Below are 16,299 nucleotides of genomic sequence, written 5' to 3' on the forward strand. Positions count from 1 at the left end.
CTGCTTAATTTTGAAATAATGGATGTATTACTTTTGATACCTTTTCTCTTTTCTCAAATTTCTCAGAGATTTCCGGTATCCAATACCTCTTCTTTACAAATGGATAGGTTGGGAGACTTATTCGCTTAGGCTGTGTATTGTCGTCATATAACTTTTCCCAGGCAATATATTCTCCTTGAATCCATAATTTTGCCAGTTCATTCAGATCCTTATTCTCTAAAGCTCTTTTATACAAAATGCTTATATTGTTTGTTGTATTTAACTCGTAACTTTTCAAGCTTTTTTGATGCCCCGAAAATTGATCTTGCAGGTAGTTATGAAGTTCCTTCCAGAGTGATTTTACAGAGGCAACTTCTATACTTAATCTGGTTTCCATAGCAACTCTTCCTACTTGTAGTGTATAGGCTAAATCAGTTAAAGAAATAGTTTCCACTTCGTCTAGAAATTTAATAAGCTCTTCTGCTTTCTGTTTTAAACGTTCTGTATTCTTAGCCGATAAAACAATGAGTACCGACGCCGTCTCAGCTCTATCTCTATCATCATTTCTTTGGTATTCTTCGAGTATAACATGTGCGTTACTTCCTCCTGCTCCAAAGCTGCTTAAACCTGCTCTTCTTTTTTCTGCATCTGTAATGGTCCAATCTGTTAATTCTTGCTGAACTTCAAATGGACTTTCGTTAAATTGAATATTCTTGTTCAGGATATTGCTATGAATCGAAGGGGCAATTTGTTTATACTTAAATTGAAGTAAAATTTTTGTTAATCCCGAAATTCCGGCTGCAGACTCGCAATGCCCAATATTCGATTTTACAGATCCTATTTTGCAAGTGACATTATGGTCTAAGTTTAAAGCCTGAGTCAAGCCTGCAATTTCTATCGGGTCTCCTAAACTTGTACCTGTACCATGAGCTTCTATATACTGTAACGACGAGGATTGTATTCCTGCTTTTTGAATTGCTTTTTGAATAACTTTGGCTTGCGCATTAGGATTAGGCACATGAAACCCATTAGATCTTCCGCCATGATTAATCGTTGTCGATCGGATTACTCCATAAATTTGATCCTTATCTTTTATCGCTTCCGATAGCGGTTTTAAAAGTACCGCTCCAACACCTTCACCTGGAACATACCCGTCTGCTCCTTCGCCAAAAGCAGCGCATTTTCCTTCGCTGGATACAAAACCTGCACTACTGAGCGAGAGATATTTGTACGGATGCAAATTAAGATTAACTCCACCAGCAATTGCGTTTGTACATTCGCCTTTTCGGAGACTCTCACAAGCTAAATGTATCGCGGTGACAGAAGAAGAACACATGGTGTCGATAGCCATACTTGGTCCCTCAAAATTCATTACATAAGAAACCCTGTTTGCAATACTGCTATGAATTCCTTTTGGTGTCGCAAACTGCCCCTCGTGCATCGTATCTATACCAAACATAGCATACTCACTATACATTACGCCAACAAAAACACCTACTTTTTGATTCAGGTCTTCCGGAGTATATCCTGCATCTTCTACTGTATTCCAGGCCGTTTGCAAAAACAAACGCTCTTGCGGATCCATTAACTCAGCTTCTTTGGGTGATATATTAAAAAAAATAGGGTCAAATTTGTCTACATCTTCTACAAAACCACCCCACTTACTATACGTCTTTCCTTCTTTGCCTTTTTCTCGATCAAAAAATAATTCGGTATTCCACCTGTCTTCTGGAATTTCCGTAATACTATCTCTACCTGTTTTTAAGTTCTCCCAAAATTCTTCCAACGTATTGGCTCCGGGGTATTTTCCTGCTACACCAATAATTGCAATTGGTTCCTCAATAAGGCTGTAATTAGTTTCTTGTTGCTGTTTTTCTTCTTTATTAGTGTAAAAAGCTTCTATTTTATCTTCTGCAATTACTTGATTTTCTTCCAGATTTTCTGTGAGTTTCAGCATCGAATCAGAATAATTCTTCATAAAGTATAGGGCTAAATCATCTAGAGTCGGGTTCTCAAAAAACAAGGTATTCGAGACGTCTTCAAAATCTTCATTTAATTTATTCGTCAGTTTCACGATACGAATAGAATCCATTCCATACGTTTCAAATGGTGTTGTTAAACCAATTCTTTCCGGTTCTATTTGTAACTCTTCGCCAATCAGATTTCTAAAATATCTTACACAAGCCTCCTTTGTAATACCAAAAGTATTCGCAACGGGTGCTGTCTTTTTATGCTCTTTCTTTTCTAAAAGCTTAGATGCTTTCTCATATACAACCATTACTTGCGAAGGTGCTTCTTTAAATATATAAGATAATGCCTTGAGTCCCTCGGCTGTAGGCAACGGCAGCATTGCCCAATAATGCTCTAAATATTTCCGGCTTTCTTCATTTATTTGCAGTCCGCCCTCTTGCCATAATCCCCAATTAATCGTAATAGATTTTCCTGAGCGTTTTCCTTCTTTTACCAATTGATTTCTGTGTACTGCATAAGCATCCATATAAGCATTGGCAGAGGCATAGTCCGCTAATCCTATATCTCCCATAATGGCAGAAATAGAAGATATATACATCATAAAATCTAACGATAATTGTTGCGTTACTTCATCCAGAATTCTGGTTGCATCAATTTTTGGCGCCAATACTTTATGTATTTCTTCGGGAGTCTTTTTTATTATCTGACTGGCTGTTCCTATTCCTGCATTATGAATAATTCCATTAATTTGTCCTTCTTCCCTAAGAATTTCATTGATCACTACTGAAATAGCTGCTCGGTCGGTAACATCACAACGAATATACTTTGCCTTGTTTAATAGCTTGATCTTACTTTTCTTTTCCGGAGATAATTCGCTCCTTCCGATTAAAAAGAGCTTCGTGTTTTTGAATTGATTCAAATAGTTTGCAAAAATCATCCCCAATCCTCCAGCTCCTCCTGTTATGATATAGACCCCATTGGGTTTAATAACAATTGCATTCTGATCGGATACTTTGTTATAGATTCCTATTTCTCTGACTTCCCGATTGTTATTTACATACTGAACTTCAGCCTCTTCTGTGGTTCTTTCTTCGTTTATAATCTTGCAAAGAAGGTCTATATTCGCTACAGAAATTTGGTCTACGGCTATTGTCTTTCCTGAGATTATTGGGTTTTCTTTGTTTGCCGATTTCAATATTCCCGAAACAAAACTATAGGACAAAGCTTCTTGCTCTTCAAATAGTATTAAGAAATGCTGTTCTTTTTTATTGACTAAATGCTGTTTAACACGATCTAGAATAATTCTAAAGAACTCTTCTTCGTTCTGACTTTGTATGCTTGTTACCTCGATTTCTAACTCATCTGTTAATCGTTCGGCCATTTCTGATGTTGCACCGGCCAAAATAACTTCATAATTTCTGTTCGCATTGCTTATTACCTTCTCTGTGATTGGTTTTGATTTCCAGTCATAAGAATATAATTGCGTATACCCCTCTATTTTATTCGATGCAGCTTGTTCTTGGCTAACAAAAGGTAGCGTTACAAAATCGATAAAACTCATGATCACTTCACCACTACCATCTATTAATTTTACATCATAGTGTATCGGTGTATTTTTTTCTTCACTTTGTTCTCTTATCGTTACATAAGACCAAAACTCTGAAGGTAATTCTTTGTAAATATTTACCTCTTTAACGCTAAATGGGATTGATAATGGTAATTCTCTTGTATTTCCTTTAAGATGAATTCCTAAACAAGTTTGCAAGGCACTATCCATTGCTTGAACAGTCCAGTAATTGTCTGAAAGATCTTGATTGATGCTAATTTTTGCTAAGGCTTCGTTTCCGGAATATCGGATATATTCTATCCCTTGAAAACTCGTTCCATAATGAAATCCGAGTTCTTTGAATAGGCTATAATAGGCCTCTTTATCCAGGACATCTCCTAATCGATTACCAATTAATCGTATATCCAATTTCTCTATTTCCTCTGTAAATACGGAACTAATCTTACCTTGGCTTAAGATGATATTTTCTTGTTCCTGATCTTTAACTGTAAACGTAATTTCTTTATTTACTGTTTGTAATTCTGTAACTATTGATTTAGAGTGTCCATTAACTTGTAGCGGTGACATCCAGAATACATCTCTTAATTGAGCTATTTTTTGGTCTGTATAGCGTCCGCCCGACACTCTTGCTATCTCCAGATACGCTACACCCGGTAAGATTTTTTCTGTATGCAGTATATGTTCTGACAGAAATTGTTCGGTACCGGAATATTTACTTATAAATCGAGAACTATCTGCTTTATTGGCTTGTTGATGTACCAGCGGATGTTCCTTTTTTATTGCTGTAACCTCAGTCGCATCTTTTGGCTTAAACCAACAATAATCTTTGGCAAACGGATAATTAGGGAGGCTAATAACAGTCGGCATTTTATCGTATAATTGATTCCAATCAATGCGTTCTCCCTGAGCCCATAAAGTGGCTAAAGCTGTTTGATCTTTTTGTATTAAAGCTTCTTCAACTGCATTGCTTATTTTTGAATAAGCCATCAACTTATTTGTCTCTATTTCGCCCACTATTCCTGTTACAGGATCTTCTAAATATTGCTTTAGTTTTGTAACTAATTGTTCTGTATTTGCAACAATAAAAGCTACTCTGCTCTCCATGGCTTCTCTACCGATTTGCAAGGTATAAGCGACATCATTAATCGTTAGGACCTCCATATTCTCTTCCAGAAATTGACTTATTTTTTGAACATGTTCTTTTAATTGAACACTGTTTTTAGCCGATAGTGGAATGATAACAGGTTCTTGTGAGTCGAGAAAATTCTGCGAATCTTTTTTATATTCTTCAATCACAAGATGTACATTGGTGCCTCCCGCTCCAAAACTACTTATTCCGGCTAGTCTTGGTCTGCCATCTAAAGTAATCCAGTCTTCTAATTCTTGCTGTACTTGAAAAGGGCTATTTTCAAAATCGATATTGGTATTTAACTTCTTAGAATGTAATGACGGAACGAGTTGTTTATTCCTAAGCTGCAAAAGCACCTTGGTAACCCCGGATATCCCTGCTGCTGCCTCACTATGTCCAATATTCGATTTTACAGAACCTATTTTGCAAAATTGATTTATTGTACCTGTAAATGCTTTTTTGAGTCCGGCAATCTCAATAGGGTCTCCTAATTTGGTTCCTGTACCATGGGCCTCAATATAACTATAGGCTTCAGGCGAAACTCCGGCCCTATCCATTGCTTGCAGAATTACCGCTGCCTGAGCATTAGGATTAGGTACGGTATATCCGTTCACTTTTCCGCCGTGGTTTATAGCGCCACCTTTAATGACTCCATAAATTTGATCTCCGTCTTGTTTTGCTTTTGCCAATGATTTTAACATGATTGCGCCAACTCCTTCTGAAGGCACATAACCATCTCCTCCTTCTCCAAAAGTTTCACATTTCCCTTTTTCTGAAACCAGATGTAAATCACTCAACATTAAATATTTACCGGGATGTATACTTAAATTAACACCTCCGGCTATAGCTGCTTCACAGTTCCCTAAATGTATATTTTCGCAAGCCATCTGAATTGCTATTAACGATGAAGAACACATTGTTGCTACCGCCATACTCGGCCCGTGAAGGTCTAAAAAATAAGAAACTCTATTGGCTATACTACTGGCATTTCCGGTTGGAGCAATAAAATTACCTTTGAGTCTTTCTTCTATTCCGAACAATTGATATTCTTCATACATAACTCCAACAAAAACACCTACATTACCACCTGTATCTGTAGCTGATTTTTTTCCTATATTTTGTAATTTCTTTTTGGTATAACCTGCATCTTCAATCGCATGCCAGGCCGTTTGCAAAAACAACCGTTCTTGCGGATCCATCATTGAAGCTTCGCGTGGCGAAATATTAAAAAACAAGGGGTCGAACTTATCTATATCATTAATAAAACCACCCCATTTACTATAACTTGTTCCTTTTTTTCCTTTCTGTTCATTATAAAACTCCTGAATATTCCATCGTTCTTCCGGTATCTCTGTAATACTGTCTTTACCAGCTTTAAGATTCTCCCAAAACTCAGCAATATCATTTGCTCCGGGATAGATTCCACTCAATCCGATTATGGCTATATCATCACTTTTTATTTCTTCCTTTTTGATAACCGGAACTAATTTAGGTTGCATAAAACGCTTGTATTCCTTTGCTTCAAGTATAGAAAACGTTTCATCTCTAATTACTTTATCCATCTGAACAGGAACTTTATGAGTACCTTTTGCCGTATTTAATGTTTGCAAAGTATCTGAATGTTCTTTAACAAAATAGGATACAAGCTGATCTATTGTCTGATATTCAAACAGTAAGGATACCGAAACATTATCAAAAATATCGCTCAATCTATTGGTTAGCTTTACCACTAACATAGAATCGATTCCATATTCTTCAAAAGGCAATTCAGTTTGAATGTGCTCTTCTTTTAATTTTAGTTCTTTCTTAAATATTTCGACTATTTTCTCATAAGCAATTGCGCTTAAGTCTACTGCCGATTCTCCTAAAGTCTCTTTTTTATCTATAGCGACTACACTGTTCGCTTTAACTCCAAAGGTTTTGTCCAGTTTATTTTTAGAACCATAAACAATAATTGTTTGTTCATTTGCCAGTTGCAGTACTTTATCCAATGCTTTTGCTCCTTCTGCTTCCGGTAAAGGAAACATGCCCCATTGTTTGGATAAAAATTCTATACTCTCAGCATTTGCCTGCATCCCGCCAGTTTCCCATAATCCCCAATTCACAGAAATCGTAGTTCCTTTACGTTTACCGTCTTTAACTAAACGATTTCGTTTTTTTGCAAAATGGTCCATATAGGCATTAGCGGCAGCATAGTCTGACAGTCCTATATCACCTAATACTGACGAAATAGAGGAGCTATACATCATAAAATCTATTGTTTCATTTTGTAATGCCTTGTCTAAATTTTTTACTCCTGCAATTTTTGGTGGCAATACCTTATAGATTTCTGTTTCTGTTTTCTCTATAATTGTACTGGCCAGACCTATACCTGCACAGTGAATAATCCCATCTATTTTTTTGTAATCTGTTAAAATAGTTTGTATTACGTTTTCTACGTCTTCGTACTTAGTAACATCACATGCGTAATATTGCGCATTTGGTAAGCTTTCTGTATACTTCCGAATTGTATCATTATTAGTTCTTCTACCTGTAAGTATAAGTTGCGTTCCTTGGGTTTTGGCAATATGTTCTGCAAAAACACTTCCGATTCCTCCTGCACCACCAGTAATCAAATAAACACCTCCTTCTTTAATCCTAAGATCAGAAATTTGATTTTGAGGTACTGAGCTAGCGCTCTTTACTGCTCTGGTTCCGTTTAGATAACGTACTTCTGCCTGTTCATCAAGATTTTCGTTTTTCAAAATTTGCACTAATTCATTTCCTGTCTTAACATTCATAGATGCTATAGAAATAAATTTAGTCTTAACTCTTGGGTTTTCTTTTGAAGCCGATTTCAACATGCCTATAATAAATCCATACTTATCATAATCTGTCTCATTTATAAGCACCGAAAATTGCCCTCGTTGTTTTTGTGACATTCTGTTTCTGAGAAGCTCCAGTATTTTCAGAAAATAGGATTCTTCTATTTCTTCGTCTACACTATATACATTTCCATCAAATTCCCGGCTAAATTGTTGTACCAAATTTTGAGTAGCCCCAGCTAAAATCACATCATTGTAATCTGTAGTATGTGCATACGTTTTTTCCAGTTCAGTTGCTTCCCATTGGTAATCATAAATTTCTGTCGCTACGGATTCTTTTCTTGAATTTTTATTTAGAAATCCTCCATCATATGGTAAAATGACAAAATCTTTAAAACTTACCACAACCTCACCTTTGTCGTTTAATAAATCCATATCACATTTAGGTATAGTTGCTTTTGGGTTAGCATTCGGGCTAAACCTTGCATATGACCATACCGGAAATGTAATCTCTTTATAAACCGTTACTTTACCTACGCTAAATGGGATAGACAATGGCATTTTACCTTCATCTTTTAACAGTAGCCAGGCTAAACATGCCTGAAGCGTACTATCTAATACTCCGGGATCTAAGGTCATGTCCCCATGTTGTGGCAATGTAATTTTGGCTAGTGCTTCTGTATCATTATAGTATAACTCTTTTATACCTTGAAACCTTTCTCCATATCCAAATCCAAGGGCGCTAAACATTTTATAACATTCTGACTCAGAGGCTGTCTGATTAGTACGGGATTTGATCGTTATCAAATCATAGGGTTTAGGTTCTTCTTGAGCCCTTGTAGTTACAATTCCCTGACCATGAATATATTCTTCTTCTTGGTCTTTAGAATATACCACATATCTAATCTGCTCACCGGAAGGTTCCAGTCTAATAACAACTTTTTTGGGTTGTTCTAATACTTTTATAGGATGCAACCATGTTACGTCCTGAAATTGTGTTACTTTTTGATGTGTACTTCTTTCTATCGCTTCCCTGGCCATTTCCAGATAGGCTACACCTGCAATTACTTTTTCGTTTTGAACAAGATGATCTTCTAAAAACCATTCAGTTCCTTTAAAAACACTCGCAAATTTCTGAGCTTCAAAATCTGATTCATTCGTATGAAGTAATTGATGCAGTTTAGAAACTGATTCGTTTTTTACAGCAGTATTTGTTGTTTGTACCCAATACCTTTCTTTAGCAAAAGGATAGGTAGGCACACTTATTCTTTGTAAAGGACTATTACCCGAATTTAGTAATTCCCATTTTATTTCAACTCCTTTTGTCCATAGTTGCGCTATAGATGCTATTTCTTTTTCTTGAATAGCTTCTTTAATATATGCGGCGCCAGCTTTACCTTTTAGGAGAAAATCATTGCTTTCATCTTTACTATTAGCCGTAAAAATATCTTCTGCTAAACGCACATCATTTTTAACAAAATTCTCTAATTGTTGCACCAGCTCTTCTTTAGAACTGGTCACTATTGCCAATCTTTCTGACATAGCTTCTCTACCAATCTGCAAAGTATACGCTATATTTTGTAAAGCTTCCGGAGTTTTTTCTATATAACTTAATAATCGACCGGCATAAGCTTTTAATCGATTTTTGTTTTTGGCCGACAAAACTATTATAACCGGTTCTTTACCAAAATCAGTAGTTCTCTCCGTTTTCGGATACTCTTGTATAAGGATATGTGCATTGCTTCCTCCTGCACCAAAACTGCTAATACCTGCAGTTAACAATGTTTCGTCTTGATCGGACCAAGGTTCTAATTCTTGCTGAACTAAAAAGGCAGTTTGATCAAACTGTATATTAGGGTTTAATAGAGACGAATGAATGGATGGAACTAACTGTTTGTATTTAAGTTGCAACAATACTTTAGTAATTCCAGAAATACCTGCTGCCGATTCGCAATGTCCAATATTAGATTTTACAGAACCTATACGGCATTTATTTGCAGCTGTTCTTTCTAATGCATTTTTTAGCCCTACAATTTCTATCGGGTCTCCTAAACTAGTTCCTGTACCATGTGCTTCGATATAAGAAATAGACTCCGGTTTGATATTCGCTTTTTTAATAGCTTCCCTAATTACTGCTGTTTGCGCCTTAGGATTTGGAACCGTATATCCTGTCGTTCTTCCTCCATGATTTAATGCAGATCCTTTAATTACTCCATAAATATGATCTCCATCTTTTTCGGCTTGCTCAAGAGATTTTAACAAAATAGCACCAACACCTTCTCCGGGAACATAACCATCTCCACCTTGTCCAAAACTCTCACATTTTCCTTTGCTACTGGCAAAACCACCATCGCTAAGCATCAAATATTTATTAGGATGTACACTCAAGTTTACTCCTCCTGCAATAGCCATACTGATTTCTCCTTCTTGTATGGCTTTGCATGCTAAATGAATAGCTGTACTTGACGAAGAACACATCGTGTCCAGAGACAAACTAGGTCCATGAAGATCAAAAACGTACGAAACTCTATTGGCTATACTACTTGAACTTCCTCTAAGTGTTGTCGGGTTTCCTTTTACTGTTTCTTCTACTCCGTATAACTGGTACTCTTGGTACATAACTCCAACATATACCCCTACTTTTCCGTCTTGTTCTCCTGTATAAGGATTCCTTTTTAAAGTTTCATTAGTATATCCTGCATCTTCTACTGTTTCCCAAGCTATTTGCAAAAACAAACGTTCTTGCGGATCTATTTGCTCAGCCTCTAAAGGTGTTATATTAAAAAATAATGGATCAAACTTATCCATATCATTTACAAAACCTCCCCACTTACTATAGCTACGTCCTGATTTTCCTTTTTCGGTATCAAAAAATCCCTCCATATTCCATCTGTCTTCAGGAATCTCTGTGATACAATCTTTCCCTATTTTAAGATTTTCCCAGAATTCTTCTATCGAATCTGCTTGTGGATATCTACCACTTAATCCTACAATAGCCACATCGGTACGCTTTATTGTATCGTCTTGTCTCGTTTCTGAAAGTTGCACAAACTTATGCGGTACTGCTTTTTTAAAAGTCGCCTTTATTTCTGATGGAATACTAATTTGTTCTTTTATGTCAACCGGTATTTTTTTACTGCTGTCTATTGCATTTAGCTCATTTGAATATTCTTCGACAAAGAACATAACCAATTCTTCTATGGTTAAGAACTCAAAAAATAAAGTCTTCGGAATGTTAGGAAACGTTTCTTCTAAACGACTAGTGAGACTCGTCATCATTATAGAATCTAAACCGTATTTTTCAAAAGTATCTGTAATTTTAAATTTACTAACCGGAAAACGCAGTTCTTCAGCCAAAATCCCCACGAGATATTCGTAAGTCACTTCTTTTAAATTTTCTTCCGTTAATTCTTCCGTTACATTTTCATTTTTTATACCTACACTACTTTCCGGTACTTCTTTTAAATCCGATAAAAATATTTCGGGTAAAGGTGCTTTTCCATAATGCAAGACTACTGATTCTGTCGTGCTGCCCAATAATTTTTCTAACCAATATATTCCTTCCTCTTTCGGTAGAGGAACGATGTTTAGTTTCTTTTCCAGCGATTTCCTGCTTTCATCATTTATTTGCATTCCACTACTATCCCATAATGGCCATGCTATACTTATTGTTTTACCAAAAGCTCTTTGTTGTGCTACTTCTTTATTTCTGAATTTTGCAAAATCTCTTAAATATTCATTTGCTGCAGCATAATCTGCTTGTCCTGAATTTCCTAAAACCGCAGCTAATGATGAAAATACCATCATGAAATCTAACGAAATATGCTGTGTAGCTTCATGAAGATTATGTATCCCTTTCGTTTTTACTTCTAAAACTTCTAATGCTTCACCACTATTTTTTTGCTGAATAAAATTGTCATTAATACTACCTGCTGCATGAATAATTGCGTTTAGTTTACCGTATTGGTTTTGTACCTCATCAATTAATTGTTGAGTGGCTAACTTATCCGTAATGTCGCAACGGTAATAGGTCAGGTTCTTGAACGATTTTACATATTCCTGATTATTTGAATTTAAAACAGACCTCCCGCAAGCCATAATTTTAATATCATTATAGGTATCAAAAAGGTATTCTATCAGCGTTTTTCCAATGCCACCAATACCACCTGTAATGATATAAACTCCACCTGGAATGAACTTGATATTTTCATTTGACTCGGTTAGTGTTGGTGCAATTGGTACGATTGCTTTTACTTCTCGTTTTAAATCCTGATATCGGACTATTGTTTCTCTTTCATTTAATTCCTCCGTAATAATTTTCGATAGTTGTTCTGCATTGCTGTTTTTATCTAAATCAATACCTATACATTTCCATAAAACCTTAGGGTTTTCAATTGCAGCGGTTCTTAATAATCCTGATAAAAACTGTACCTCATGTTCGGTCTTATCATCATAAATAATGACAAAACGTACCGGAGTTCTGGACGTCATAGCTTGCTTAACTTTATCAAAAACAACAGAAAATAAGATGCTTTCTTCACGATCCGTAATTCTTGTTATAGTGCCCGCTAATTCGACTTTAGGAAAATCACCTACAACTATAAACTCGGTAGATAAAATAGAAAGATCTGCTCTGTTACGTGTGCTTATCTTTGGCTGCCATATCGATTCATATAAATAGGTTTGCGCAATACTAGGCTTAATTTTTAAGACTGGTATCATTTTATATCCTGATAGTGCTATAACAATTTCTCCTGATGCACTTAATAGTTCAACTTCAAAACTTTTCTTTTTTTCCTTATCCGAATAATAGGCATAGCAGTATTTAATTTCTTCTTCTAAATTATACCATGAAATTTTTTCAATAGAATAAGGTAACGCCAGCGCATCAGAATCTTGCAACCATAATAATGCAGCTGTCTGAAGTGCATTATCTAATTTTTCAACTGGAAGTTTAAATTCACTTTTATCAAAAACTGAAATACTTGTAAGTACTTCTTCTTTTAGAACATGAACAGAATTTATGAGTTGTAAACTATCTCCATAATTAATTCCTTTTGTTCCAAAAATTTGATAACATTGATCACTTGTATATGATGTACTACTTTGCTCTTTTATAGCGGATATATCTCTATAACCAGGCGCTGTTGTTTTTTGATTTTCTTCTAAACTGGCTTGAAAATGAATGGTGGCTTCCTCATTTTTTATACTCCTTAATTCGATAAAAGTGCCTTCTGCATTTGCATAAACTTCAGTTTCAATCCGGACTGACTCTTTATTTATCTCTATGGGTTGCAACCATTTTATATCCGAGAAACCAGGTACTACATTTAATCCACTTCGTTGTAATGCTTCCCTTGCCATCTCTACATAGGCAACTCCCGGAAGTACCTTTTTTCCTTGCACTATATGATCTGATAGGATCGATTCTCTTCCTGTTAAACAAGATGAAAATTTTTGTGATTCAAAATCTGATATATTTTCATGTACTAATGGATGTAATGTTTTTACATTAGATGATACTATTTCTGTTTTGGGAGTTATCCAATAGGACTCTTTTGCAAAAATATAGGTAGGCAAATGAATCTTTCTAGGTTGCTGTACAGTGTACAAACGCAACCAATCTATAGTGTTTCCTTGTTCCCAGTATTTTGCCAGTTCAGTATATTGCTTCTTATGAATGGCTCGTTGAATTTCAGCTTCATTAACTTCATTATCCTTTCTGTAAGAACTAACCGTTTCCTCTTGAGCAAACTGTTGCAATTGATCTGTTAATTCTTCTATATGACTTACAACAAAAGCTTTACGGCACTCCATTACTTTTCTGCCTATCTGCAATGTATAGGCTATATCATGAAGGTTTAAGTTCTCTTCTTTTTTAATAAAATGAACCAGTTGCGTTACTTTTTTCTTTAAACTTTCTTCATTTAGTGCAGATAAAACTATTAGTATTGGTTCATCACTTGCTCCTGAAAGGCTATTTTTTTGTACATACTCTTCTAAAACAACAAATGCATTTGTACCACTAATTCCAAAACTACTTACCGAAGCTCGTTTGGGTGTTTTGCTATCCCAAGAAGTTAATTTCTCCTGAATAATGAAAGGGCTATCTTTTAATTGAATGTGTTGGTTAAGGTTTTCATAATTAATTGATGGAGGTAATTGCTTGTTTTTCATGGCCAACAATACTTTAATAATACCTGCCATTCCTGCCGCTCTGAGTGTATGTCCCAGATTTGTTTTTACACTACCAATCCCGCAATAATTTACTTTGGATGTATGTGCCCTGAAAGATGTTTTAAGAGCTTGCAATTCTATAGGATCGCCCAGTTTTGTTCCTGTTCCATGAGCTTCTACATAAGTAATTGTCTCAGGATTAATTTCATATCTATTAAAAACTTCCTTTTGAATGTCTTGTTGAGATAGCACACTTGGAGCCGTAATTCCGTTGGTTGCTCCATCCTGATTGGTAAGAATTCCTTGTACTACAGCATAAATGGGATCACCATCTCTTATAGCATCTTCCAAACGTTTCATAATAAGTACGCCTACACCTTCACCGGGTACAAATCCATTTGCTCTTTCATCAAAAGTATAACACTGACCATCGGGAGATAACATTCCTGCCATACTGCTTAGTTTGTAAAACTCTGGCGTTACAGATAATGAAATTCCTCCGGTTATAATAAGATCTGTTTCTTTTGTCAATAAACTTTTACATCCCATATCCATTGCTACCAATGAACTGGAACATGCTGTGTCTATTGCTACAGCAGCTCCTTTCAAATTAAGAAAATATGAAATACGCGCTGCCAATATAGAACCCGAAATTCCCCAAAATGCAGAAGCTTCATTTGCTTCTTCTAAATAGGTTTTGTAATAATCACCATCTGTTGCACCAACATAGACACCACACCTAGAATCGTGCAAAGTATTTGGATCAATTGCTGCGTCTTCCAACGCTTTCCAACAATGTTGCAAAAATAGGCGCTGTTGCGGATCCATGTTTTCTGCTTCTTTACCGGATATCTTAAAAAACTCCGGGTCAAACTTATCTATGTCTCTTAAAAAACTTCCCCATTTGCTATAGGTTTTCTGTTTGGCTTTTGGATTTTCGTCAAAATGTAATCCAACATCCCATCTATCTTCAGGAACTTCCTCTACAAGACTTTTTCCATTTTTTAGAACTTCCCAAAACTCCTCAAGATCATTTGCTTTCCCAAATTGCCCACTCATTCCGATGATAGCAATTTTATCCTTTTCTTGCTTATTGTCAATTTTCGAGAAACTTGGTTCTTCGACCTCTTTTTCAGTAATCGGTTCAAGTACTTGTGCTGCTATTTTCTTTTTTTCATCCAGTAACTCCGGTCGTATATCTAGTATATGCAGAGCCAATAGCGGAATAGTTGGATAATTGAATATAGCCGTAACATCCAGCGTTATCTCGAGGGTTTTATTAATGTTTTTGATCAGTGTAAGCCCTAAAATGGAATCAAAACCATAATCTGAAAATGGCTTTTCTTTCTTAAAAGCGGTTACCGGAAGTTTGATAGTGCCTGCCGCAATAGTAATTAATTTCTGTTGAAAATCATTTAAATCTATTGCCGTATTTAAGGAGCTTGGTATAACCTCTTTTACTATTTCATCTGTTGCCGTTTTAGAGAATTCTTCCGGTTGTTGTTTATCAATTAATACTCTGCCATTACTCCTGGCAATTATTATTTGTTGTGGAATATCTTCTTGTTTGGGATATACATCACAATCAACAAAACCAACTTCAGACAATACTTGTTTCCATTTATCGAAAGTTAATGCCGGACTACCTGAAATTCGTAATTCTTTATCTTCATGATTCCACCAGTCAAAAAGCAAACCGAATGTTAATGTCGTAAACATTTCCAATGCATTCAACTCATTCATAATCAGAATCCCGTCTTTCTTAAGAATTGGTTTTATATTCTTAAGTGTTTCAGCAATATTGGCGGTAGCATGAACAACATTGGCTCCTATCACAATATCATATTTGCCCATTGCGATATCCTGCATTGCTGCAGATTGGGTAATATCAAATCTCTTAGTTTCAAAATAAGGTATGATGTCTTCAAATTTTTCTACTGCTTCAATTAAAAAACTTTGAGAAACATCTGTAAAAGTATATTTTACCTGATTGCCATATTTTTTTAACTTTTCCAGAATACGCACCGTTGTTCCTCCTGTGCCTCCTCCTACTTCTAAGATGTTTATTTTTTGATTAGTTCCTTCATAGTTTCTGACTGTATTTTCTACAATTGATGCCACTATTGAATTGAAATAATTAGATCTGTAATCGCCATTATAGATAGCGCTTACCAATCTGGAATTTCCTTCTGGAAACAATACATCAGTAGCCTTCGTCTTTCCAATCAAAATTTCCTCAAAAGCACCAATCGTTTGATTCAATAATGCGTAATAACTATGATGACTATTTGCCTCTTTTTTTGCTTTTAATAACTTATTGTGCAGAGAAAAGGAGGCCGCTCTTTCTTCAATATCTTTTGGTACAATTACGCTTTGATTCGTAATTTGGATATAGGATATTTTCTCGAGTTCTTTAATAATCGTTTGAAATAAAGAATCATATTGAGGAATGATATTTAATTCTTTTCGCCATTCTTCAATTGTATTTGCACGCAAGGATTCAATTCCCATTCGCATTACTATTTGCAATACGGCCAGAGCACAATCTTCTTTAAAATCATTCTCGGCAACCAGATCCTTTTTATATAAAGTTAAATTTGGAATTTGAGGCGTTAAAAGTGTACTTTCCTGCACCAAAGTCACTTTTTTATTTTTATTAATCTTAATCATAA

The 16,299-nt window shown here is 35.6% G+C and carries 1 protein-coding gene; it reads right to left on the reverse strand.

The genetic code is table 11. The features are described from left to right. Positions 1 to 4: 4 nt before the first annotated feature. The gene (locus ACHRV5_RS03190; protein ID WP_395425730.1) at positions 5 to 16,297 is read right to left on the reverse strand and encodes an SDR family NAD(P)-dependent oxidoreductase; all 16,293 of its coding nucleotides are present in this window, start codon (positions 16,295 to 16,297) and stop codon (positions 5 to 7) included. Positions 16,298 to 16,299: the final 2 nt, after the last annotated feature.

The sequence above is a fragment of the Flavobacterium sp. FlaQc-52 genome (assembly GCF_044007495.1).
Lineage (GTDB): Bacteria > Bacteroidota > Bacteroidia > Flavobacteriales > Flavobacteriaceae > Flavobacterium > Flavobacterium cupriresistens.

Bases quoted from the DNA above. Each gene is read 5' to 3' on its own strand.
- ACHRV5_RS03190 (WP_395425730.1), bottom strand. From the start codon at position 16,297: ATGATTAAGATTAATAAAAATAAAAAAGTGACTTTGGTGCAGGAAAGT.